Here is a 23,397-nt window from a genome sequence, read left to right as displayed (position 1 = left end):
TAACACATGGACCAATAGTCAAATCGAGTTTTATCAATCCAAACGATTAAATTTCACGTTGCTACGATGCAGGAAAACAACATCATAGTAGCGGGCGTTTGATTTGAAATTGTTGAGGAAATTAAAAAATAGGAAGTCGTGTTTAAGCAGCTCTGCAACAAGCTCTGAAAACTGATAAGTCCCTTCTGCCGTATTTCTTATGTTTGTCTCGCAGATCAAGAAATCAATCTTAGGCATTATTTTGGTCATTCCACGGACCGCTTTCAACTCATATCCTTGAACATCAAGCTTCACACCATAAGGTGGCTCTGCTTCAACCTCAGTGAGAATAGTATCAAGCCTATCTATCTGAACCTCATATTTGCTATGTGCCTCCCATATTTTGAACTCTCCCTTAGGCTCTAGAAGCGATGATTTACCGGAGTTGTCATGCAATATTTGTGTGTCCTGGTGATCTCCAACTGCCTTGTTCACATACGTATAATTCTCAGGTTTCACCGTGAGCCGCTCTTCTCCCTCGAAGGCAGGATCGATCAATACGAACGGGAGCTCCGCAAATGCTCGATAGAGTTTAGGAGTACCTTTGTTTACTCCGACATCGATGATAGTTCTGGGATTGGTCGAGAGAGTACGCAGATAATCAATCCGATCAATAGCATCCGTCCGTTTGAGGTAGTGCTTGGGAAATACTTCAGAGAATTCGCGAATAGCAGAAAACTCATTTAAAATAACATCTTTCCTAGATTTTGAGAAACCTTCAACATCAGCATTTCTAAGCAATTTATCAAAAGAACTTATCATGCTCCGGATTGAAGAAATCGAATATTTTGCTTTGGTCAATGTATCACTCCAACGTGCTTAATCACGTTCATCCTATTTGTTAGAGTGTCTTTCAAACACCCCTACCCTCCAAGGCTGAACAAAAATATATTAAAAATATCAATTACTTAAAACTCTAAAATCTTTTCTCCAATGAGAAAGATCGCTATCTCTTAAGGTCGCTGCAACATAGCTGATAGGCAGTTGAAAAACAGCAACGCCGGAGGAAAACAACTATAGCGTTAGAATCATGTTATTGATATTTGTAACCAATTATTATGTCGTATGAATTAGCAATTGAACCATTATTTACTTTGTATGTTTCAAAGAGTATTCGACCACCTTGTCGCCTGCGATAAGCAAGAGGAGTTTCTTAGAGTCCCGTTTTACTTCAACAGGGCATTTCTTCGAGGCTTCGGCTTTGATTTCCGTGAGTTTTTTGTCGAGAGCGGCGAGTTCGCGTTCGGCTTTCTGGAAGTCATTCCGCTTTTTACTGGCTTTTTTCCAATGGGGGGCAAGCTTTAGGAGGTTGGCTTGGGCTTCATCATACTCTTTGTCTTCACTGAGCTTTTTGACGTCGCCTTTGTTTTTCTTGCTTGCCTCATTCAGCTGAGCAACCAGCTTGTTGTAAAGCTTGTCGAGGTCTTCAAAACCGCTGCTTTCGCGCTCCAGTGAGTTTTTGAGCCGTGTCAGCTTTCCATGCGCTTCAGAGATTTTGGAGACTTTTGGGGAATCCTCAACGGCTGCCTCATAGCTTTTTTCAAGGAAGGTCTTATTGCCCAACTCCTTGTCAAACTTGGTAATGTCCAGCAGATGGATGCCGTGTTTGTGGTCCATCTTCTGTTTGAGATCAGAGAAGCCACTGCGAAAATCAGAAAGGTTCTTAAAGGTCTTCAGGGTTTTTCCGGCCATTTTTCTCACCTGCTTTTGCTCTTTCAAAAAACGCTAATGCAAAACAGGCAGGCTCAAAAGGAAGAGGTCTTTCGATAGTTAAGCAAAGCAGAACCGGAGGTGACAAAAGCAAGAGTTACAGCGAGACAATTCGCATTGGTCTGTCTGAAAGACTAAGCCGGAAACGGCACAGGTCTTCCCCCACGCACAAACGTTCCTTTGAGAATTTAAAGTGGGTGGGTTGAGTAAAATACTATTTCCTCAAAACCTGAAATATCCTAGTAGTTTTGCTGGGCAATGCAGCAAGGGCCGACCCTTTTGATTTTCCCAACCTCCGTTCACTCGCAGTGCTTTGAGCAAGACGAAGCGCGCGCAGCATTGGTTTGTCAAAAAATGAAAAGCTTCACCGCCGCTTGTCAAAAAATTGCAAAAGACTCCGTCGGTCTGTTCTGGATTATGGTCAAGACCATGGTTCCCGTGATGATCCTTGTGCGCATTCTGATGGAATTAGGGCTGGTTGATTATCTTGGCGTTGCGCTTGAACCGCTGATGGGCCTGATGGGACTGCCTGCTGCAACGGGGCTTGTGCTTGCTGTTGGTTTGCTGGTGAGCACCTATTCTGCCGTGGCTGTCATGCTGACCATTTTGCCACTGGTGTCGCTGAGTGTTGCTGATGTGACCGTACTGCTTTCTGTGGTGCTGATCGCCCATGCATTGCCACTGGAGCAGAGTATCTCCCGCCGTGCCGGGATCAGCTTTGTGTTTTCCTCCAGCCTGCGTTTCGTGGTGGGCATCACCTACGGCATGGTGCTGAACCTGTTTTACTCTGCGGGTGGCTGGCTGCAGCAGCCGATCCAGCTTGACTGGTTGCCTTTTGCGCCGACGATTGAAGAGACATGGCTGCAGTGGGGCTATTCCAGTGCGTCTCTGCTCTTCACCATGTTCTGGATTATCATGGGGCTGATCATCTTCCTGAAACTGCTGGAACTGATGAAGATCACCGACCTGATTGGCTGGCTGCTCTCTCCATTACTGCGCCTTATGGGCATCAGCAAGGCGGCAACGCCGATCACCATGGTGGGTGTTTTGCTTGGGCTTTCTTACGGTGGTGGTCTCATCATCAAAGAAGCGCAGGAAGGCAAGTTATCCTCTCGCGATGCGGTGCTGTCGCTTTCCTTCATGGGCATCTGCCATGGGTTGATTGAGGATCCGCTGGTGATGATGGCATTTGGCGCGCACTGGTCCGGCGCACTGGTTGGGCGCTTTGTGTTCTGCGTTGCAGCCATGGCGCTGATTGGTCGTCTGATCCAGATGATGCCGGAGGATGCATTCAACCGGTTCCTTTACCGCCCAGCGAAAACAGCTAAGGCGGTTGGCTGATACCCTATCCTGTTCCTGATGCTTGGTTACGTTTCAGGAAGAAGCCTCGCTTAAAATGTTTCGCAGTGAGCCTCCTCTGGTCTGATTGCGGAACACGTGCATGAACGAAACACCTCCTCAAGAGACGCGCACTCCTAACGAGGCCTGGTTTGAAACCAGGTGGTGGTGGCGGGTGAAGATGTGGCTGCAGTGGACCAGCTGGCTGCAGTATCTGCCCAATCTGGTGGCTGTGGTGCTGTTGCTGGTGTTGGCTGGGATCGGCGCGCTGGTTGGCTGCTGGTCATTTCTGTTGGTGGATTTGCCGCTTGTTCTTGCTGGACTGCTGTTTCTCAATCTGATTTTCGATGTGGTGACAGTTCGGTATGGCTTTCACCCGGAAGAGCCGCTGCCAACCAGCCTTGAGCATCTGGATGCATTTGAGTTGCTGCGGGCGCGGGTCTCGTGCCGGTCCTTTCAAAAGCGGCTTATGAGCGAAGAGCATCGCCAAATGGTGCTTTCATTGGCAGAGCGGACTAGCAGGCCAGAGCATTGTCTGAGCCCTCACCCCATTCGCTTTGAGTATGTCGACAATCCGCTTGTGGTTTGGCCTGCGGTTGGGACGCATGAGTTTTTGGTGGCTATTGCACCGCGTGAGTATCATGAGATGGCGGTGGTGGATGTGGGGCGCAGTTTGCAGAAGGTGGTGATTGAGGCCACACGGCAAGGGCTGGCAACCTGCTGGATTGGGCCGGGAGCGGACCACAAGAGCATCATCAAACATCTGGGCGCACGGTTTGATCCTGAGAAGGATCACATCATCTGCGTTTGCGGGTTTGGGTATCGCTCCCGCTACACCCCGCTGGCGATCCGCCTCATCCAGAAGACACAGCGGCATCGGCTGGATGTGCAGGACTTGTTCTTTGCGGATGCTGGTTTTGCCAAGCCACTGAACACGAACGCACGGCCCTATCGGGAGTTTGGGCGGTGTTATGAGGTGTGTCAGTGGTCGCCCTCCTCCTACAATGCACAGTCGACACGGGGTATCGTGCTTGCGGAGAATGCGAGGATACGGCGGGTGGATTTTTGTGCGGCGACGCATTCACGGTACTACGCCATGGTGGCCTTGGGGATCTGGCTGGCGAACTGGGAATGCGGGTGTGAGGCTCTTGGCAAGGCGGGGCGATTTGAGCAGCTCTCCTCTGAAAAACGTGGTGAAGGACCGTTTCCGGATCTACCGCGCTATGTCATCTCGTGGATGCCTGAGGAGATGGGCTCCTCAGGCTGAGCTTATCGGCTTAGACCCAACGGACGTGCTTTGTGGTGTTGCTGGTGTGGTCGGCAGCTGGTGGGCTGGCATGTTTTTGTTGCGGTGATTTCAGTTCGCTCAACGCATCTTCAATTATGTCGTTGAAACTCTCGACGGTGACGGAGCTCAGGAACGTCTCATCCTCCCGCTTCTCAATGAGCCGCTCAATAGCGAGATCGCGGATTGGCGGGATGTTGGCCGCAAAGTAGGTGCCTGTCGCCTCGCTGTCCCAGCCAATGCCAGGGACGCCGTGCTGCTCGGCCAGTGCGGGGAAGTTCTCCCAGTTCAGCTGTCGTGACAGATCATGGATGGCGACTTCCGCATTTTCTGGCAGAGAGTGCAGGAAGCTTTGTTCTGCGTATTTCCAGACCTGCTTTTCAAAGCGCTCAACGGCGATCTTCATCGGGTGAGGTGTTTCGGAAACACTCAGAGTCTCCCCCTTCTCGACAGGTCTTTGGTCTCGCAGCACACCACGATAGATACTCTGCAACAGTTCATTGCCCCAAGCCTTGGAGGTGGCATTTTCGGCCAGGAGTGGATCATACTTCCCGGCAATCTCTGTACTGAGGCGGGCCATCAGTTCCCGTTCTACGTGGAAGGGATTCCGCTCCGTGTATTTGCCATCCGCGCGAGCAGCGAGACGTTCGGTGTTTGTCTCCGGGGTCTCAATGATCTCACTTTGGAACGAAGGAACCGTCTGATGGGCCTTGTTCTGAACCAGATTGCTGATCGGATTGTGCTTCACATCTTCAGAGAGGGCCTTGATGCGCACTGCTGAGCTTTCGTTTCTCAGCACCTGATGTTCTGCAAAGGTGACGCCTTCCTGCACTTGCCGGGATGTCAGGCTGTGGCTTGTGCCAGGATTCTGGTCGCAAGCCCGACAGGCGGCCTGATAGGCTTTCTCGCCCAGCGTTTTGCCGTAGTGGTTGGTGAGCGCCAGACGGAAGGCGCCCTGATCTTCCTGCTTCTGAACTTCTCCCGCCGCTTGCTGTTTGACCCAGGTGACGAGCCTGCCTGCGATTGCAGTGCTGGAGTGGGTCTTCACCTGTCCCTCAGCAACCGTGAGCTTGCCATCCTGCGGGATGGTGTGTGCGGCGGAGACAAAACTGTTCAAACCAATCGCTGTCATTGTCCAACTCCCATGATGTCAGCGGCCCGGGCGTACTGCCCTCCCACCTTCCAGAGTAAGCAATGACTTTGCAGGTTGCTGTTCTGAGCGTCACAGGAGATGACTGGATTTTATAGGGAAGACTACGGAGTTGGCGCTATTTGTCATGCTCCTTCAGGAAGGCATAGATGATTTCGTGAAGGCGTTCGCCGTCGAAGCTGGGGAAGTGACCGCCGTGGATAGTGCGGACGGGAATGTCTAACAGACGCTTCATACTGGCGATGTAGTCCGCCATGTTGGAGTGGTAGCAGTCTGTCACCAGCGGGCCGTCATAGACGATGTCTCCTGCGATCAGGGTTTCTGTCGCCTTCTCCCATAAAGCGATACCGCCGGGGGAATGGCCGGGGGTATGGATGACCTCGAAGTGTCGATCTCCGGTGGTGAGCACTTCGCCATCTTCCAGCAGGTGGCTGGCAGGGGCTGGTTTGACGGCGTATTCGGAAGACTTGTAGGGCTCTGGCGGAAGCGCGTCGAAGATATCGTCAGTTGCGTAAGGATCAGCCAGCGTGTTCTGACGGGTTGGATGGGCCAGCAGGTCAGCTTCTGCGATATGGATCAAGCGATGCGGAAACTCGTGGTGGCAGCCGATATGGTCAAAGTGGGTGTGGCTGGCAACGGCCATGACGGACTTTTCAGCGGTGAGCGCCACATGCTGCCGCAGGCTGACCACGCCCATGCCGCTGTCCACCAACAGATCCTTATGGCGTCCGCGCACATGCCAGATGTTGCAGCGGTAGAACTGCTTGATGTAGGGCTCATCAATCAGCGTAATGTCATCTGCCAGTTTCGTAGTGCGATACCACTTCCGGGCCGGAATGCGTTCCACCGCTCATCCCTCCTGCTTGATCAGAGAAGTCCATCATAGCCAGCTCTGGTGTGCAGGGGGATAACTTTATTTGGCGGGAGTTATTTCGCCCTGCAGCGTACTGCGGGACGTAGGAACGCAGAAAAAACGCATTCAACGCAAATGAACGCACATAGCAACGCAAGCGCGGTTTTGCGGGGTTGTCCCCGTTTTAAGCGTTGCCGCTTGGGGAGTAATCCGCGGCATTCACAGTTTTTGGGCGGCCATCCAGAGAGAGGTTGGCGATGCGTGGGGCAGTTTCGGCGATGACCTTACCGCGGCGAACAACAGTGAGGCGGGTTGCCTTCATGCGGAGGGCTTCAATGGCATCTTGTGCCTGAAGCAACACGAAGTCTGCGTTGCCGCCGACTTTGACGCCGTAGCCTTCCAGCCCCATGATCTTTGCAGAGTTTGTTGTGACTGCCTCATAGCAATAGCGGATGTCATCGCGACTGGAGAGCTGGCCTACATGCAGGCCCATGCTGGCGACTTCCAACATGTCTGCATTGCCCAGCGAGTACCAGGGGTCCATTACACAGTCATGACCGAAGCCGACGGTGATGCCGAGTTCGCGCATCTCACGCACGCGGGTCTGGCCACGGCGTTTTGGGTAGGTGTCGTGACGACCCTGAAGCATGATGTTGATCAACGGGTTGGCAATGGCGCAGACATCAGCTTCCGCCATCAAAGGCAGCAGCTTGGAGACGTAGTAATTGTCCATGGAATGCATGGAGGTGAGATGCGATCCAGTCACCCTGCCCTGCATGCCCAATCGCCGTGTCTCGTAAGTCAGTGTCTCAATGTGGCGAGAGAGAGGATCATCAGATTCATCGCAGTGCACGTCCACCCGCAGGCCGCGTTGTGCTGCAATTTCCATGAGGGCCTTCACGGAGCGGGCACCGTCTTCCATAGTGCGCTCAAAGTGCGGGATGCCGCCGACCACATCCACGCCCATATCCAGTGCGCGGAGCAGGTTGTTTTCCGCCGTTGGTGAACGGTAGAAGCCATCCTGCGGAAAGGCGACCAGCTGCAAATCGATATAAGGCGCAATGCGTTGCTTTACATCCAGCATGGCTTCCACACCGAGCAGACGATCATCACACACATCCACATGGCTTCTGATAGCCAGCAGGCCTTGCGAGACTGCCAGATCGCAGTAGCGCAGAGCACGTTCGACAACCGCATCAATGGTCAATAACGGTTTCAACTCTCCCCAAAGGCTGATGCCTTCCAGCAGGGTGCCGCTCTCGTTCATTCTTGGCAGGCCGAGGGAAAGGGTGGCATCCATATGGAAGTGCGGGTCAACAAATGGTGCTGAGACCAGCTGGCCCTGTGCATCAATCACACGCTCCGCTTCTGCGGTGATGCCCTTTTCAATCGCGGTGATTGTGCCGTTTTTCACCGCGATATCTACACCAGCTTCGCCAGTGGTCAGAACTGCGTTTTTGACAAGGAGATCCAGAGACATGAGTGGTGCCTTTCTTGCTTTTCCAGCTTAACGCTGACCACGGAAATAAGGTTGCAGCAGGGCGCGTGGGTAGTCTGCCTTGCGAGCCACAAGCACCAGCGCCACGATGGATAGCAGATACGGGATCATCAGGAAGACCTGAGATGGGATCACCGCACCGACCTCGTTTTGCAGGCGGATCTGGAAGGCATCAAACGCGCCAAACAGCAGCGCGCCCAGCAAAGCCTTGCCCGGTCTCCAACTTGCAAACACCACCAGTGCAATGCAGATCCAGCCGCGTCCGTTGATCATGCCAAAGAAGAAGGCATCAAAGGCGGACATGGTGAGGAAGGCACCGCCCAGCGCCATCAACGCAGACCCGGCCATGATCGCCCCGATACGTAGCACAAAGACCGAGAGGCCTTGTGCTTCAACGGCGGATGGATTGTCACCCACGGCGCGGATGGCGAGGCCAAGCGGGGTGCGATAGAGCACGTAACTGACCAGCAAGACCATGGCGAGTGCCAGAAAGGTCATGGATGTTTGCTGGAAGAGGGCTGGGCCAATAAAAGGCAGGTCTGAAAGAACCGGAATATCAAGCGGCTGGAATGCCTCGATCCGTGGTGGGCTGGACACTTTTGGCAGAGCTGTGCGGTAGGTGAAGTAGCTGACCGAGGTTGCAAACATGGTTATGCCAAGGCCAGACACGTGCTGAGACAAGCCCAGCGGCACCGTGAGGATGCCGTGGAGCAAGCCGAAAAATGCCCCAGCCAGTGCTGCGACGAGGATGCCGCCCCAGAGGCCAGCTCCGAGCCAAACAGCCATCCAGCCACACATGGCGCCAACCACGAAGATGCCCTCAATACCGAGGTTGAGCACCCCTGCCCGCTCGCAGACCAAGGCACCTAACACACCAAAGATGAGCGGGGTTGCGATGCGGATGGCAGCAGCCCAGAAATTTGCGGAGAGAAGAATATCAATATATTCCATGTCTTATGCCTCCCCTTTAGCGACAAGTGGTGTCTTTTTGGGCCTGACAAAGCGGATTTTGAAGCGCACAAAGAGGCTGGAAATCAATACGCAGATCAAAGACATGGCGACCACAAGATCAGCAATGTAGCTGGAAACGCCCATGGCGCGGCTCATGCTATCTGCCCCCACAAAGACTGCCGCGATGAAGACAGCAGCCACAACCACACCAACGGGTGAGAGGCCTGCAAGCATGGCGACCACGACGCCGGTGTAGCCGAAGCCCGGGGAGATATCGGCAGTCAAATACCCTTTGAGGCCAGCCACTTCGCTGACACCTGCAAGGCCTGCCAATGCACCGGAGATCAGGCCGACTTTGATGAATGTGGAGGTGACCGGAATGCCAGCATGTTTTGCGGCAGAGACGTTTTCACCCGTTGCACGGATTTCAAAACCCCAGACGCTGCGCTTCATCATAATGTAGATGATCAGGGCTGATGCCAGTGCGATCACGAGGCCCCAGTGGATGCGCATGCGGGCGAACATTTTGGGCAGTGTGGCGGCGCTGGTCATGGGTTCTGACTGCGGCCAGCCCATGCCCATGGGGTCTTTCATCGGGCCTTCCAGCATCATCTGCACAAACAGCAGCACGACGAAGTTGAGCAGCAAGGTGGTGACCACTTCATCTGCGCCCAGCTTCGTTTTCAGCAGGGTTGGGACGAGCATAAGAGTGCCGCCTGCAATCATGCCTGCCAGTATAATCAGCGGGATCATGATGTAGGCGGGCGCGGAGATTGCGCCGGTGCCGATGGCGACTGCTGCGAGTGCGCCTACATAGAGCTGGCCTTCAGCGCCAATGTTCCAGAGTTTGGCACGAAAGGCGACACTGACGGCCAGACCCGTGAAAATGAGCGGCGTTGCGCGGGCCAGAAGTTCAGAGAATGCGAACTTTGAGCCGAATGCGCCTTTGAAGATATGCCCGTAGGCGGCGAAAACTTCTCCCCCTGCCGCTGCAATGGGGATCGCAGCCAGCACGAGCGCGGTGATTCCGGCGATAATTGGCAGGGCAAACGCGAAGAGCGAAGAAACATTGGTACGAGGTTCAAACCGGATCATGCTGCTTGTTCCCCTTTTATGGATTGTCCTGCCATCATCAGACCAACCTGTTTCTTATCCAGCTTTTCCGTCTCCACTGGCTCGCAGATATGCCCGCGATGGATCACGGCAATCCTGTCGGATAATTGGAAGAGTTCGTCCAGGTCTTCAGAGATGAGAAGGACGCCAGCGCCTCTATCCCGCGCCTCTTGCAGGCGGCGGTGCACATCAGCCGTTGCGCCAACATCCAACCCACGGGAGGGCTGGGCGGCAAGGACGATATCGGGTTGCTGATCCAGCGTTCTGGCGAGGACAATTTTCTGGATGTTCCCGCCGGAAAGCAGACGGGAGACAGCAAGCGGGCCGGAGCAGCGAATGTCGTAGGCCTTGATAGCCTCTTGAGCGCGCATGCGAATTTCGTTGAAGCGAAGAAGGCCGAAGCGTTGGTAGGCAGGCTTGCGGATCTCTTCCAGAACGAGGTTTTCCTCTACCGACATAGCGCCAACGATGCCGTCGTGGTGACGGTCTTCCGGAATGCGGGCCACACCGGATTTAATGGCAGCCGCAGCACTGGCCTTGAGCGGTTTGCCGTTGAGCAGGACGGAGCCAGAGGTAGGGATTTCCAGCCCAGAGATGACCTTAGCCAGCGTGCTTTGGCCGTTGCCGGAAACACCTGCGAGGCCGATGATTTCCCCCTTACAGAGGGCGAGATTGACGTTCTCGATCTGCTCGCGGCCATCCCCAGCGCTGACACCGGCAAAAACGAGCGTTTCGTCTTCCGGATAGCCAGGTTTGCGTTCTGCGGTTTGGACGGAATGCCCGACCATCACCTCAGCCAATTGGTGGCGATCACACTGCGATGTAGGAAGGTCAGCAACAATCCGGCCCCCTCTGAGAACCGCAACACGATCAGACGCGCCCAGCACTTCGGCCATCTTGTGGGAGATGAAGATGATCGCCATGCCTTTGGCAGCAAGCAGCTTCAAGGTTTTGAAAAGACTGTCGGATTCCTGAGGTGTGAGAACCGCTGTGGGTTCATCCAGCACCAGAATGCGGGCGTCCCGGTAGAGCGCTTTGAGGATTTCGACGCGCTGTCTTTCACCAACAGCGAGCTTGGAGACGCGCAGATCCAGATCAACTTCTAGGCCGGAGCTCTGCATCAGCTCCTGTAGTTTTGCCCGCGCTTTGGAGCGGCTGAAGCGGCGTGAGAACAGGCTCTCAGTGCCCAAAACGATGTTCTCAAGACCTGTCAGGTTCTCAGCCAGCGTGAAGTGCTGGTGAACCATACCTATCCCCGCTTCAAGGGCCGCCTGAGGAGCACCGGGCTCCAAATCTACCAGAATACCGGAGGAGTGGCGAACCATGACACGTCCTTGATCAGCCACATAATGACCAAACAGGATATTCATGAGCGTGGTTTTCCCCGCTCCGTTCTCACCCAGCAACGCAACGATTTCCCCGGCATGCAGGTCCAGATTGACGTTTCCGTTAGCAACCAGATCACCGAAGATCTTGGTTATGTTTTGAAGAGATAAAAGCGGATGCCCGCTCTCAGTTTCTGGCATGGGATACCCTTGGACTGACGAGGTTATGCGCGTAGCAGGCGGAGAAGACGGGCCGGGATATCCCCCCGGCCCGATCAGCGTTAATTGGAGGATTTTGGCTCTTCGTCGTTGATCTCAACGGTAAAGGACCCATCCAGAATGCTCGCTTCGACAGCTTTGACCTTGCCAAGAAGGTCCGCATCCACCAGCGTTTCATCAACCATCAGCGAACCACCAGCATGGCCCATGAAGGAGTACTTGCCGTAGTCTTCAGCCTTGAAGTTATTCGCCTTTACAGCCGCAATCGCAGTGTCGATTGTTGGCTCCATATGCCAGATGGCAGAGGCGAGGATGGTGTTTGGATAGTCGGCAGCGGTATCGATCACATTGCCAATCGCGAAGATGCCTTTTTCCATAGCCGCATCAGACACACCGAAGCGTTCTGCATACAATACATCCGCACCGGCATCGATCATGGCGTAAGCGGTTTCTTTCGCTTTTGGCGGATCGTACCAGGAGTTGATGAAGTTGACTGTGAAAGTCACCTCTGGATTGGTTGCCTTAGCACCATTCATGAATGCGTGCATGAGGCGGTTTACTTCCGGAATAGCAAAGCCGCCGATCATGCCGATTTTGCCAGACTTAGATTTCGCACCTGCGATCATACCGGAGAGGTAGGATGGTTCGTGAATGAAGTTGTCGAACACCGCAAAGTTTGGCTCAGCTGCCGGGAAGGAGGAGCCCATGAGGAAAGCTGTTTCCGGGTATTCTGCAGCCACGTTGCGCGCTGCGCGTTCTACTGCAAACGCCTCACCAACAATGAGCTGATGACCAGCTTCGGCGTACTCACGCATGACGCGCTCATAGTCGGTGTTGGCTGTGTTCTCGGAATAGACGTAGGTGATGTCACCGCGTTCTGCCGCTGCGTTGAGCGCTTGGTGGATACGTCCAACCCATTGCTGCTCAACAGGAACGGTGTAAATCGCTGCGACCTTGAGAGGTTCGGCAGCTAAAACTTTTGCTGGTGAATAAACCGCGATTATGGCCGCAAAAACAGCTACGGCTGCGAGAACATGGCGTCTCACCAAACCGTTCAAACGTGTCGCAAACATGCACACCCCCTGAAATCAATAATTGTGCAGGGCTGCAGATCAGACTGCAGCCGCAATCTGCCCTATCTCGCATTTTAAGTGAAAAGGTCCTGAGCAGGACGAAGGCATTAAAAATGGCTGTATACGAGACAAAGCGGCTAATGACTAGATGCCTCAGAAGTATTTTTTGCGTGACGACACGTAAATTAATGCAGATCACACAGTACTTTTCTTATGGTATTCAGCTATTTATCGACTGTATAAATATTATTGGACCACTATATAGCTGTGGATTGAGCTAAGTGACGATAAAACACTCGAATCGAAGCAACATTATGAAATTTTACTTTTCGGTCAAATAATTTCAATCAATATTATTTTGCAATATTTTCCATGGATTGAAAAATAGCACACAGCGCTAATGATTGCTCTGATTGCCTAAATTGCATCCACGTAGCAAGCTGATTTTATGCAGGAATTGACGCTTGCTGCTTATAGAGCAGGCAATGCAAGCTGCAACGGATCACTGAGAAAAATTTGGGAATTGTTGTAGTTGCGAGTATTTTGGCAACCCACACAGGCTGCTCGGAGGAGTGCAATCGCACCCCTCACATTGCAATATCATGTCGCTCAGGCAGTCACGGTTGCAGCTTCCCAAGCGGTCAGGATCTGCATGATCTGACGGCTGTCCTCAACACTCGGAGCCGGACTTTCCAGCGCCTTGTTGCCAGCTTCGATCGCTTCACGGATCGCTCTGACCTGATAAATAAAGGCGTTGCCGTCTGCCGTAACTGTGCGCGTGTCACCCGGCTTTTCGTAGGGGGTGACCGTGAAGATATTCCCCTCAGCTTCCGGTAGCCATGGGTTGGAATTCAACACCAGACTTGCCTTGGAGCCAAGCACTGTGAAACCAGCATGGAGACCGTAGTCTTCTGCCGTGTGAAGCTGGCAAACAACACCGTTGTTCAATCGCAACGTTGCTGCTGACTCGCAGATGTTCCCATCTGCACCACGTCGGCCCATTGCCGATATGTTATAATTATCAAAGATATGGGTCGGGAATGCAGTCTGTAATAGAAGATGCATCAGCGAGGTCGGATAGCAACCAAGGTTATAAAGTGCCCCCTTGCTATGTGGGTTCACGAACCTGGCAATTGACGCGCAGTACTGAGCTGTAATCGACTGGATCTCACCCAACTCACCAGAAGCAACCACATCACGAATAGCAGCTGCAAACGGGTGGTTCAGGTACATCAATCCTTCCACGAAGAATACACCGTTCTCGGCAACTGCTTTCAGCGCCTGATCGGTTTTTTCCATGTCGATAGACAGCGACTTTTCGCAGAGGATTGCTTTCCCCGCATTTGCTGCCTTGACCACGTACTCGTGGTGAATGTGGTTTGGGAGAGCGATGTAAATGATATCAACGGCTTCGTCTTCAATCAGCTCGTTGAAGTCATCAAAGGTATGCTCAACATCGTACTTTTCTGCAAAGACTTTCAGAGGCACTTCTGACCGGCCTGCCACGGAATGTATCCGCGTCGATCCTTCCGCTTGTATAGCGTCTGCCATTGTCAGCGAGATGAAGCTTGTTCCGAGAAAGCCCCAGTTCAGTTTCGACATTGTTTTTCTCCAGAACACAGGATCCCGAGAACATCACGGGAAGAACTCCGGAAATAACCCTAATCACATTTAAGGAAGGAGAAAATACCAGAGATCAATAGCTTACTGCTTATCCAAGTTTATCGATAAAAGAGCAGGTACTCATCGCTGAGTACTTACAATTTTACTGAACCAACGGGCTGTCAGAACCAAGTAAATCAATGCCTTTTATCTCAGCAGACCCTGCCAGGATAGTGATGTATTGAGACACTGCTTTGGACCAGCTTGCGGCTTCCAACCATGCTCTGATGGTTTCCTCAACATGCTCGAATGGCAGGGTATTTCCCTCTATCTTCCTGTTCAGGAAAATGATGTGGTAGCCGAACTTGGTCTCAACAGGTTCGCCTGTCATCTGTCCTGCATGCATCGATTGGAGCGCTTTTTCAAACTCCGAAACTGTGCTTCCCTTGGTCAATTGGCCCAGATTTCCGCCCGTTTCTTTTGAAGGGCAAGCGGAGTACTCCAGCGCCAGATCAGCAAAAGCTTCTGGTTTGTCCTCAAGCAGTTTGATGACATCGTGGGCACGGGCTTTGGCTATGCTGCGGGCAGTGTGTTGCTCCGGCCCAGCTGCAAACAAGATATGGCTGGCTTCATAGATTGGCTCTGAACTAAAGCGGGTCCTGTTGTTTTCGTAGTAACGCTGGCACTCATCTTTAGAAGCAGTCGGGATCTCGACCTCCTGCTCAATCAGTTCTCTGATCGCTGCATCTTCAGGTGTCTCACTCCCGTCATCCATCTGTTCTGGTGCAGCCTCAATGTTCAAGGCCTTGGCTTGCTGCAACAGCAGTTCTCGGACAACTAACGCTCTCGCAGCAGCTTGCACCGCCTGACCTGGGTTCTCAGCCGGATGGTTTTGGGCCTCTGCCAGAATGTCTTGCTCTGAGATTTGGACCCCGTTGACCGACACATCGGTAATGATCGGTTTGCTTTTTGGAGGCACCTTAGTGCTCGGCAGATCCGCATCGGCCTGAGCACCTTCATTCAGATTTGGGTTGGTGTAGAGATTGGCCATTTCACCTCACTCAGCAGGATGGCGTGAATTGGTGGAGTTGCGCTCACGCACGATCTGGTAACCGGGACGCCACAAGTATCTTGCCGGAACGCTGAGCATATGCACCAAGCGTGTGAACGGGAAGATGAGCAAGATCGTCAGCCCCACGAACAAGTGCAACTTGAAGATCCATGAAGCATCAACGACATAGCTTGCTGCATCACCACGGAATGTGAAGATGCCTTGTGCCCAGCTCATGAATTTGACCATTTCCTCACCGTCCAGATGCATGAGGGAAACAGGTATAGTTCCAAGACCCAGAAGCAACTGGAAGCCCAACAGACATATAATGAAGGTGTCCATTGTGCTGGAGACTGCTCGTACACGCGCATCATACAAGCGACGATGAATGAGCATCCCTGCACCCACAATCGCCATCAGGCCAGCAATACCGCCGACGACGACAGCAAGAACCTGTTTGGCACCGTGACTGATACCCACCAGATCGAACAGGACTATTGGGGTCAGCAATCCAACCAAGTGGCCAAAGAAGATGATCAGCACGCCTACATGAAAGAGCACTGAACCCCAGACCAACTGCTTGCGGCGCAGGAGCTGGCTTGAACCAGCGCGCCAGCTGTAAGGCTCACGGTCATAACGGATGATTGTGCCTACAATCATAACCGAGAGGGCAATGTATGGATATATTCCGAAGAACAACGTGTTGAAGAAGCCAGACATTTCTAGTTCTCCCCTTGAATGTTCTGGGTCGTGATATCAGGCGGGCGTCTGTCCGCAGCTCTCATTTGCATTCTTAAGCGATCAGGGCCGCAACTACCCTCTCCTGCATTGCCACCAAACTTGACGACCTCTTCCTGCCAAATACGGTCCATGGCTTCGAGATCATTTGGATCATCTTCAGGCTCTGCAAGAATATTGGAGAGGAGCTCCTTGGACGGTGCCGCTTTGCTGATTTCAGCAACAGCCCCAAACGCATTGGCGTAGATTGAGCCCTTCTTTTTGAGACGCAAACGAAGGGCCTCGAAGATATGAGCTGTCTGGCCAAGCAGTTCCTGTGCCTCTGTAAATGGTTGATGCGCCAGATACTCGAGGAACAGCGGGATGTAGTCTGGTAGTTCCGTGGTCTCTACCGCGAAACCGTTTGTCAGGTACATCTCACGCAGATCGACTAGAGCTTGACCACGGTCTCTGCCCTCACCATGCACATGCTCAAACAGGTGTAGTGAATGTGAGCGTGTCCGATCAAACAGGAACACGTATCTTTCCTGCACCTCATAGAGATCTTTACCAGCCAGATCATCGCAAAGAGTGCAGATCATTTTCTGGCCTTTTGCAGAGAGCAAGCGATCTGAGTTTACCGCTTTTTTCAGTGCTGGTAGGTCATCCAGCAGTTCTTGCGTTGGGTAGTTGAGCAAGAGCGAGAGGATTTTTAAGGAGACGATCATCCGCGCATCTCCTTAAATATATCCGTTGGTGTTTCGACAGTTTTCTTGCGTGAACCACCGAACAGGTCAGTTCCATCACTGCCGCCAGAGCAACCATTGCCGAAGGAGAAGCCGCAGGAGCCACGGACATCGTAGGCATCCTCGGAAACTTCACGGTGTGTGGTTGGGATGACAAAGCGATCCTCATAGTTGGCTATCGCCATGATCTTGTACATGTCTTCAATCAACTCAGAAGTCAGACCCACTCGTTCAGCGATAGCTTCATTGACTACACCATCAACTGACTTGGAGCGCATGTAGGAGCGCATGGCGAGCATCCGCTCCAACGCCGTGACAACAGGCTCGTCTTTGCCTGCTGTGAGGAGGTTGGAGAGGTAGCGGACCGGAATGCGCATGGAGCGGACATCCGGCAGGTCGCCATCCCAACCGATCTTACCAGCTTCTGCAGCTGACTGGATTGGGGAGAGAGGTGGAATGTACCAAACCATTGGCAGTGTGCGGTATTCCGGGTGAAGTGGGAAAGCCACTTTCCAGTCGATTGCCATCTTATAGATCGGCGATGCCTTGGCAGCCTTGAGCCAATCCTCAGGAACACCATCTTTGCGGGCTTGTTCGATCACCTTCGGATCATGCGGATCAAGGAAGACCTTCAGTTGCTCTTCGTAGAGGTCCTTCTCATCCTTGGTTGAGGCAGCTTCTTCGATCTTATCCGCATCGTACAGGATGACACCCAGATATCGGATACGGCCTACGCAGGTTTCTGAACAGACTGTAGGCTGCCCTGACTCGATGCGTGGATAGCAGAAGATGCATTTTTCTGATTTTCCGGAGGACCAGTTGAAGTAGATCTTCTTGTAAGGACAGCCAGAGACGCACATGCGCCAGCCACGGCATTTTTCCTGATCGATTAGGACGATACCGTCATCTTCACGCTTGTAGATGGCACCTGATGGACATGCAGCAACACATGTTGGGTTGAGGCAGTGCTCACAAAGGCGTGGCAGGTACATCATGAAAGTGTTTTCGAACTCGCCATAGATTTCCTTCTCAATACCCTCAAAGTTGTAATCCTTTGAGCGCTTGGAGAACTCACCACCGAGAATTTCTTCCCAGTTTGGTCCCCATTCAATTTTTTCGATCCGCTCGCCGGTGATCGCTGACTTTGGGCGGGCTGTTGGGAACTGAGCACTTTCAGGAGCGCCCTGCAGGTGTTCGTAATCATAATCAAACGGCTCGTAGTAGTCGTCGATTTCTGGCAAGTCAGGGTTAGCAAAGATCTTCGCCAGAATACGCCATTTGGCACCCATCTTGGGAATGATCTTGCCATTGCGTTTGCGAACCCAGCCACCGTTCCATTTCTTTTGGTTTTCCCAGTCTTTGGGGTAACCAATACCGGGTTTGGTTTCCACGTTGTTGAACCAGGCGTATTCAACGCCTTCTCTGTTGGTCCAAACGTTTTTACAGGTCACTGAACAGGTGTGGCAGCCAATGCATTTATCCAGATTCAGCACCATTCCGACTTGAGCGCGGACTTTCATTCTGCTGCCTCCTGACCACTGTCATCCAGTGGTTCTTCCATCCAGTTCACTTTTTCCAGTTTGTGAACCACAACGAACTCATCGCGGTTGGAGCCAACCGTTCCATAGTAGTTGAAACCGTAGGATTGCTGAGCGTACCCACCAATCATGTGTGTTGGTTTGGTGACGGTTCTGGTCACCGAGTTATGGATACCGCCGCGTTGTCCGGTGAGCTCTGATCCCGGTGTATTCACGATCTTTTCCTGAGCGTGATACATGTAGATCGTGCCTTCCTTCATGCGCTGAGAGACCACCGCACGCGCCACAAGCGCACCGTTGATGTTGAAGACTTCGACCCAGTCATTGTCTTCAATGTCAGCTTTTTGCGCATCAACCTCTGAGATCCAGACCACCGGACCACCACGGTTGAGCGTGAGCATCAACAGGTTGTCGGTGTATGTGGAGTGGATGCCCCACTTCTGGTGCGGAGTGATGAAGTTGAGGACCAACTGCTTTCTGCCGAGAGATTTATCGTCGATCACCGGTTTGACGCCTTTGGTGTCTATCGGCGGCCTGTACACGCAGAAGCCTTCGCCAAATGCACGCATCCAGAGGTGATCCTGATAGAGTTGCTGACGACCGGAGATCGTTCGCCACGGGATCAGCTCATGCACGTTGGTGTAGCCTGCGTTGTAGCAAACATGCTCAGATTCAATGCCGGACCATGTCGGCGAAGAGATGATCTTACGCGGCTGAGCAACGATATCGCGGAAGCGGATTTTCTCTTCTTCCTTCGGCAGTGCCAGATGGGTGTGGTCTCTACCAGTGAACTCAGAGAGAGCAGCCCATGCTTTGACAGCCACTTCACCATTGGTTTCCGGGGCCAGAGACAGGACGACCTCACTTGCATCGATATCCGTTTCGATCTTGGCCAAGCCTTTGGTTGGCCCGTCTTCAAGCACCTCTCCGTTTAGGCCTTTGAGGAGGTCTACCTCGTGCTCGGTGTTCCAGCTGATGCCTTTGCCACCGTTGCCGAGTTTACTCATCAGTGGGCCAAGAGCCGTGAAGCGCTTGTAGATGTTTGGATAGTCTCGTTCGACAACAACAACGTTTGGCATAGTCTTGCCGGGTTGCGGGTCGATATCGCCTTTCTTCCAATCTGCAACGTCGAATGGCTGGGCGATTTCACCAGCGGTGTCGTGCAGGATCGGGACAAGGACGACGTCCTTTTCCTTGCCGAGAACTTCTTGTGAGACCTCAGAGAAGGATTTAGCAATACCCTTGAAGATCTCCCAGTCACTGCGGGCTTCCCAAGCAGGATCAGCTGCACTGGAAAGTGGATGAATGAAGGGGTGCATATCCGAGGTATTGAGGTCGTTTTTCTCGTACCATGTGGCTGTCGGCAGAACGATATCCGAATACACGCAGGTGGTGGACATACGGAAGTCGAGCGTGACGAGCAGATCGAGTTTTCCTTCGGGCGCATTGTCATGCCAGACAGCTTCTTTTGCACGCTGACGGCCTTCTTCACCGAGGTCTTTGCCAAGTACACCATGCTCAGTACCGAGTAGATGGCGAAGGAAGTATTCATGACCTTTACCGGAGGACCCAAGCAGGTTGGAGCGCCAGACGAACAGGTTGCGCGGCCAATTGGCTTCGTTGTCGGGGTCCTCACAAGACAGTTTGAGGCCGCCAGACTTCAACTCCTGAGCAATGTAGTCTTTAGCTTCTTTGCCGCTCTCTTCTATCGCTTTGGCAACTTGAAGCGAGTTGGTCTCAAGTTGCGGTGCTGATGGCAACCATCCCATGCGCTCTGCGCGAATGTTGTAATCAATCAGCGATGCATCCCAATCCCCATCAGGGGCGGTTGGCGACAAGATTTCATCTACCTTGAGCGTCTCATAGCGCCACTGGTCTGTATGCGCATAGAAGAAGGATGTTGAGTTCATATGCCGTGGTGGGCGTGTCCAATCCAAGGCGAAGGCCAGCGCTGTCCAACCGGTTTGTGGGCGAAGTTTTTCCTGCCCCACATAGTGGCTCCAGCCACCACCAGATTGACCAACGCAGCCGCACATCACCAGCAGATTGATGATGCCACGGTAGTTCATATCCATGTGGTACCAGTGGTTCAGACCAGCACCGAGGATGACCATGGAACGTCCGTTTGTCTTCTCGGCGTTTGTCGCAAACTCGCGGGCCGTTGTGATGATATGATCTTTGGGAACGCCAGTGATTTTCTCTGCCCATGTAGGCGTGTAAGGCAGTTCTTCGTCGTAAGATTTGGCAGAGTTTGGATCATCTAATCCGCGATCCAGACCGTAGTTGGCAATAAAGAGGTCGAAAACGGACGCTACAAGCGCTTCACCTTCCGCCAGCTTCACTTTCTTCGCGGGAACTTTGCGCACCATCACGCTTTCATGGTTGGTTCCCGCAAAGTGGTCATGCTCACGATTGCCGAAGTATGGGAAAGCCACGTCAGCGACTTCATCATGATCAGCTTTGTCAATGAAAGACATGGCGAGGTCCGTGTCTTTGCCGGCGCCGTCTCTTTCTTCAAGATTCCATTTGCCTTTTTCCCCCCAGCGGAAGCCGATGGAGCCATGCGGAACCACAATCTTCTTCGACTTGCGGTCCAGGGCGACGGTTTTCCATTCCGGATTGTTTTCTTCACCCAGATTGTCCGCAAATTCGGAAGCACGCAGAAGGCGCTCCGGGATGTATTTGCCGTCTTTTTTGACGAGGCGAACCAGCAGTGGCATGTCGGAGTACTTACGGCAGTAGTCCTCGAAGTATTTTGCCTGCCTGTCTAAATGGTATTCACGAAGGATGACATGGCCCATGGCCATCGCCAGAGCAGCATCAGTGCCCTGCTTTGGATGAAGCCAGAGATCCGAGAACTTGGCCGCTTCCGAGTAATCTGGACAGACCACGACTGACTTGGTGCCTTTGTAGCGAACCTCGGTGTAGAAGTGCGCATCCGGTGTACGCGTTTGTGGAACGTTGGAGCCCCACAACATCAGGAAGCCCGCATTGTACCAATCAGCGGATTCAGGCACATCGGTTTGCTCACCCCATGTTTGTGGTGAGGCAGGAGGCAGATCGCAGTACCAGTCGTAGAACGACATGCATGTGCCGCCGAGCAAGGACAGGTAGCGGGTACCAGCTGCGTAAGAAATCATGGACATAGCCGGAATTGGAGAGAAGCCAACGACACGGTCAGGGCCCCACTTCTTCGCGGTGTAAGCATTTGCTGCTGCGATGATTTCGTTGACTTCTTCCCAAGTGGCTCGCACAAAACCGCCGTGTCCGCGCACTTTCAGGTAATCTGCGCGCTTTGCGGGATCATCCTGAATGGCTGCCCACGCAGCGACCGGCGATTTCACTGTCCGCTCGTTACGCCATAGCTTGAGGAGGCGAGAGCGTATGAGTGGATGCTTCACCCGGTTTGCGGAGTACATATACCAACTGTAGCTGGCACCACGAGAACAACCCCGTGGCTCATGGTTTGGCAGGTCCGGGCGGGTACGCGGATAATCCGTCTGCTGGGTTTCCCAGGTGACAATCCCGCCTTTAACGTAGATCTTCCAGGAACAGGAACCAGTGCAGTTCACACCATGGGTCGAGCGTACGATTTTGTCGTATTGCCATCGCTTTCGATAGCTGTCTTCCCAGTTTCTATTCTCATTGGTTGTAACACCGTGCCCGTTTGCAAAGGTACCAGTGTCCTGTTTTGCGAAGAAGTTCAGTTTATCGAGTAGTAGAGACATCTGAAATGCCCTTCACGTTATTTGCTTAGCACGGAACGGAGGCACCCTTGCGGGTGTAGAAGAACCACGTGATCACCAGACAGATCACGTAGAAGATGCCAAAGGCCCAAAGCGCGGCATCCGGACCACCTGTGTAGGCGATGGATGTTCCGTAGGCCTTGGGGATGAAAAAGGCACCGTAGGCTGCAATTGCAGAGGTAAAGGCGATGATGGCTGCACTTTCACGTTCTGACTGGCGCAGGTGAGCTGTTGCATCCAGCTCTGGCATCAAGAGGCCGACCTGTTGGCGCATGATGGTCGGGATCATCTGGAATGTGGAGGCGTTGCCTACGCCTGTCAGGAAGAACAGTGCCATGAAGCAGGCAAAGAAGCCCCAGAAAGCTCCCGGCTCTGTTTTGATGGACAGGAAGAACAGCACGCCACCAACAGCAACCGCCATAAACAAGAAGGTCCAGAAGGTTACACGGCCACCGCCGTACTTGTCGGAAACCCAACCCGTACCAGCCCGGGAGAGTGCACCAACGAGAGGTCCAAGGAATGCGAAGGTGAGTGCATTTACTTCCGGAAACTGTGTCTTCATGAGCAGCGGGAAGCCTGCGGAATAGCCGATAAAGCTGCCGAAGGTTCCCGTGTAGAGAATGCACATGATCCAGTTGTGCGCTCTTGAGAAGATGATGGATTGCTCTTTAAAGCTCGCTTTGGCATCAGCGATATCGTTCATGCCGAACCATGCGGCCAGCGTCGCGATGATGAGGAATGGAACCCAGATAAAGCCAGCATTCTGGATCCAGAGTTGGGATCCATCCTCAAGTATTTGAGGAGCGCCACCGATCGCACCGAAGACACCAGCTGTGATGACAAGCGGCACCACAAACTGCATGACGGAAACGCCAAGGTTTCCGAGGCCTGCATTGAGCGCAAGCGCGTTCCCTTTTTCCTTCTTTGGATAGAAGAATGCGATATTTGCCATTGAAGAAGCGAAGTTACCGCCCCCGAAACCGCAAAGTAGGGCTAACAGAAGGAAGATGCTATAAGGCGTGGTGGGGTCCTGAACTGCGTACCCGATACCCAGAGCCGGAAGAAGCAGCGATGCTGTGGTTAGCGTTGTCCAAAGGCGACCACCAAAGATAGGAACCATAAAAGAATAAAAAATCCTGAGCGTCGCGCCAGAAAGACCTGGCAGAGCAGCCAGCAGGAAGAGCTGGTCTGTCGTGTAATCAAAACCGATGGCGGGTAGCCTTGCGACAACAACACTCCAAACGAGCCACACTGAGAAGGCAAGCAAAAGTGCCGGAATAGAGATCCAAAGGTTCCGAGAGGCGATCGCCTTTCCTTTGGTTTCCCAGAATTCCTGATCATCCGGTCGCCATTCAATTAGTGTGTGCCCTTTTTGAGTGTTGTTATCAGACATACATTCATTCCTTTTGGCTACATGCCCTCTCCAGACCGAATGTCCAGAAA

General features: G+C 52.8%; 18 protein-coding genes. 2 read left to right on the top strand and 16 right to left on the bottom strand.

Annotation, left to right across the window (positions count from 1 at the left end; translation table 11 throughout):
- Positions 1–33: 33 nt before the first annotated feature.
- Positions 34–840, bottom strand: a complete 807-nt coding sequence (locus tag DHN43_RS21125; RefSeq protein ID WP_159096955.1) for an FkbM family methyltransferase — start codon at positions 838–840, stop codon at positions 34–36.
- A 288-nt stretch (positions 841–1,128) separates the two neighbouring features.
- On the bottom strand, positions 1,129–1,731 hold the full coding sequence (locus DHN43_RS21120; protein WP_108819937.1) for a hypothetical protein: 603 nt from the start codon (positions 1,729–1,731) through the stop codon (positions 1,129–1,131).
- 372 nt (positions 1,732–2,103) lie between these two features.
- Here DHN43_RS21120 and DHN43_RS21115 point away from each other — a divergent pair, with 372 nt between their 5' ends.
- Together DHN43_RS21115 and DHN43_RS21110 are read left to right on the top strand one after the other, a co-directional pair.
- Positions 2,104–3,090, top strand: a complete 987-nt coding sequence (locus tag DHN43_RS21115) for a nucleoside recognition protein (RefSeq protein ID WP_208995541.1) — start codon at positions 2,104–2,106, stop codon at positions 3,088–3,090.
- Positions 3,091–3,190: 100 nt separating this feature from the next.
- On the top strand, positions 3,191–4,354 hold the full coding sequence (locus DHN43_RS21110) for a nitroreductase family protein (protein ID WP_108819936.1): 1,164 nt from the start codon (positions 3,191–3,193) through the stop codon (positions 4,352–4,354).
- Between the two features lie 10 nt (positions 4,355–4,364).
- Here the strand turns inward: DHN43_RS21110 and DHN43_RS21105 are convergent, their stop codons facing one another.
- The 14 genes from DHN43_RS21105 to DHN43_RS21040 form a co-directional block, all read right to left on the bottom strand.
- Positions 4,365–5,504 (bottom strand): hypothetical protein, encoded by a 1,140-nt coding sequence (locus DHN43_RS21105; protein ID WP_208995540.1) that lies wholly within the window; start codon positions 5,502–5,504, stop codon positions 4,365–4,367.
- A 136-nt stretch (positions 5,505–5,640) separates the two neighbouring features.
- Positions 5,641–6,369: an MBL fold metallo-hydrolase gene (locus tag DHN43_RS21100; RefSeq protein WP_108819935.1), complete on the bottom strand. Its 729-nt coding sequence runs from the start codon at positions 6,367–6,369 to the stop codon at positions 5,641–5,643.
- Between the two features lie 190 nt (positions 6,370–6,559).
- On the bottom strand, positions 6,560–7,855 hold the full coding sequence (locus DHN43_RS21095) for an amidohydrolase family protein (RefSeq protein WP_108819934.1): 1,296 nt from the start codon (positions 7,853–7,855) through the stop codon (positions 6,560–6,562).
- 27 nt (positions 7,856–7,882) lie between these two features.
- Complete coding sequence (locus DHN43_RS21090; protein ID WP_108819933.1) at positions 7,883–8,824, bottom strand: ABC transporter permease; 942 nt, start codon at positions 8,822–8,824, stop codon at positions 7,883–7,885.
- Positions 8,825–8,827: 3 nt separating this feature from the next.
- Complete coding sequence (locus DHN43_RS21085) at positions 8,828–9,919, bottom strand: ABC transporter permease (RefSeq protein ID WP_108819932.1); 1,092 nt, start codon at positions 9,917–9,919, stop codon at positions 8,828–8,830.
- Positions 9,916–11,463 carry an ABC transporter ATP-binding protein gene (locus DHN43_RS21080; protein ID WP_108819931.1) on the bottom strand — a complete coding sequence of 516 codons (1,548 nt, stop codon included), beginning with the start codon at positions 11,461–11,463 and terminating at the stop codon, positions 9,916–9,918. The genes DHN43_RS21085 and DHN43_RS21080 overlap by 4 nt, the downstream gene beginning before the upstream one ends.
- Before the next feature lie 80 nt (positions 11,464–11,543).
- Complete coding sequence (locus DHN43_RS21075) at positions 11,544–12,554, bottom strand: BMP family protein (protein WP_108819930.1); 1,011 nt, start codon at positions 12,552–12,554, stop codon at positions 11,544–11,546.
- Positions 12,555–13,163: 609 nt separating this feature from the next.
- Positions 13,164–14,156: a Gfo/Idh/MocA family protein gene (locus DHN43_RS21070; protein ID WP_108819929.1), complete on the bottom strand. Its 993-nt coding sequence runs from the start codon at positions 14,154–14,156 to the stop codon at positions 13,164–13,166.
- Positions 14,157–14,319: 163 nt separating this feature from the next.
- The gene (locus DHN43_RS21065) at positions 14,320–15,207 is read right to left on the bottom strand and encodes a peptidylprolyl isomerase (RefSeq protein WP_108819928.1); all 888 of its coding nucleotides are present in this window, start codon (positions 15,205–15,207) and stop codon (positions 14,320–14,322) included.
- Between the two features lie 6 nt (positions 15,208–15,213).
- Complete coding sequence (narI, locus tag DHN43_RS21060) at positions 15,214–15,927, bottom strand: respiratory nitrate reductase subunit gamma (RefSeq protein WP_108819927.1); 714 nt, start codon at positions 15,925–15,927, stop codon at positions 15,214–15,216.
- Positions 15,928–15,929: 2 nt separating this feature from the next.
- Positions 15,930–16,652 (bottom strand): nitrate reductase molybdenum cofactor assembly chaperone, encoded by a 723-nt coding sequence (gene narJ, locus DHN43_RS21055; RefSeq protein ID WP_108819926.1) that lies wholly within the window; start codon positions 16,650–16,652, stop codon positions 15,930–15,932.
- Positions 16,649–18,190: a nitrate reductase subunit beta gene (gene narH, locus DHN43_RS21050; RefSeq protein ID WP_057461585.1), complete on the bottom strand. Its 1,542-nt coding sequence runs from the start codon at positions 18,188–18,190 to the stop codon at positions 16,649–16,651. The genes narJ and narH overlap by 4 nt, the downstream gene beginning before the upstream one ends.
- Entirely contained in the window at positions 18,187–21,936 is a 3,750-nt protein-coding gene (locus tag DHN43_RS21045) for a nitrate reductase subunit alpha (RefSeq protein WP_108819925.1), read from the bottom strand. Before DHN43_RS21045 ends, narH begins: the two co-directional genes overlap by 4 nt.
- Positions 21,937–21,961: 25 nt before the next feature.
- The gene (locus DHN43_RS21040; RefSeq protein WP_108819924.1) at positions 21,962–23,347 is read right to left on the bottom strand and encodes a NarK family nitrate/nitrite MFS transporter; all 1,386 of its coding nucleotides are present in this window, start codon (positions 23,345–23,347) and stop codon (positions 21,962–21,964) included.
- Positions 23,348–23,397 lie beyond the last annotated feature (50 nt).

It is taken from the genome of Pseudovibrio sp. Alg231-02 (genome assembly GCF_900143565.1).
In the GTDB taxonomy this organism is placed as follows: Bacteria; Pseudomonadota; Alphaproteobacteria; order Rhizobiales; family Stappiaceae; genus Pseudovibrio.
This window is presented reverse-complemented; position numbering and strand designations above follow the sequence as displayed.

Excerpts from the sequence above, each read along its gene's own strand:
- DHN43_RS21120 (WP_108819937.1), bottom strand. The coding sequence starts at position 1,731 with ATGGCCGGAAAAACCCTGAAGACCTTTAAGAACCTTTCTGATTTTCGC.
- DHN43_RS21115 (WP_208995541.1), top strand. The coding sequence starts at position 2,104 with ATGAAAAGCTTCACCGCCGCTTGTCAAAAAATTGCAAAAGACTCCGTC.
- DHN43_RS21110 (WP_108819936.1), top strand. The coding sequence starts at position 3,191 with ATGAACGAAACACCTCCTCAAGAGACGCGCACTCCTAACGAGGCCTGG.
- DHN43_RS21105 (WP_208995540.1), bottom strand. The coding sequence starts at position 5,504 with ATGACAGCGATTGGTTTGAACAGTTTTGTCTCCGCCGCACACACCATC.
- DHN43_RS21095 (WP_108819934.1), bottom strand. The coding sequence starts at position 7,855 with ATGTCTCTGGATCTCCTTGTCAAAAACGCAGTTCTGACCACTGGCGAA.
- DHN43_RS21090 (WP_108819933.1), bottom strand. The coding sequence starts at position 8,824 with ATGGAATATATTGATATTCTTCTCTCCGCAAATTTCTGGGCTGCTGCC.
- DHN43_RS21085 (WP_108819932.1), bottom strand. The coding sequence starts at position 9,919 with ATGATCCGGTTTGAACCTCGTACCAATGTTTCTTCGCTCTTCGCGTTT.
- DHN43_RS21080 (WP_108819931.1), bottom strand. The coding sequence starts at position 11,463 with ATGCCAGAAACTGAGAGCGGGCATCCGCTTTTATCTCTTCAAAACATA.
- DHN43_RS21075 (WP_108819930.1), bottom strand. The coding sequence starts at position 12,554 with ATGTTTGCGACACGTTTGAACGGTTTGGTGAGACGCCATGTTCTCGCA.
- DHN43_RS21070 (WP_108819929.1), bottom strand. The coding sequence starts at position 14,156 with ATGTCGAAACTGAACTGGGGCTTTCTCGGAACAAGCTTCATCTCGCTG.
- DHN43_RS21065 (WP_108819928.1), bottom strand. The coding sequence starts at position 15,207 with ATGGCCAATCTCTACACCAACCCAAATCTGAATGAAGGTGCTCAGGCC.
- narI (WP_108819927.1), bottom strand. The coding sequence starts at position 15,927 with ATGTCTGGCTTCTTCAACACGTTGTTCTTCGGAATATATCCATACATT.
- narJ (WP_108819926.1), bottom strand. The coding sequence starts at position 16,652 with ATGATCGTCTCCTTAAAAATCCTCTCGCTCTTGCTCAACTACCCAACG.
- narH (WP_057461585.1), bottom strand. The coding sequence starts at position 18,190 with ATGAAAGTCCGCGCTCAAGTCGGAATGGTGCTGAATCTGGATAAATGC.
- DHN43_RS21045 (WP_108819925.1), bottom strand. The coding sequence starts at position 21,936 with ATGTCTCTACTACTCGATAAACTGAACTTCTTCGCAAAACAGGACACT.
- DHN43_RS21040 (WP_108819924.1), bottom strand. The coding sequence starts at position 23,347 with ATGTCTGATAACAACACTCAAAAAGGGCACACACTAATTGAATGGCGA.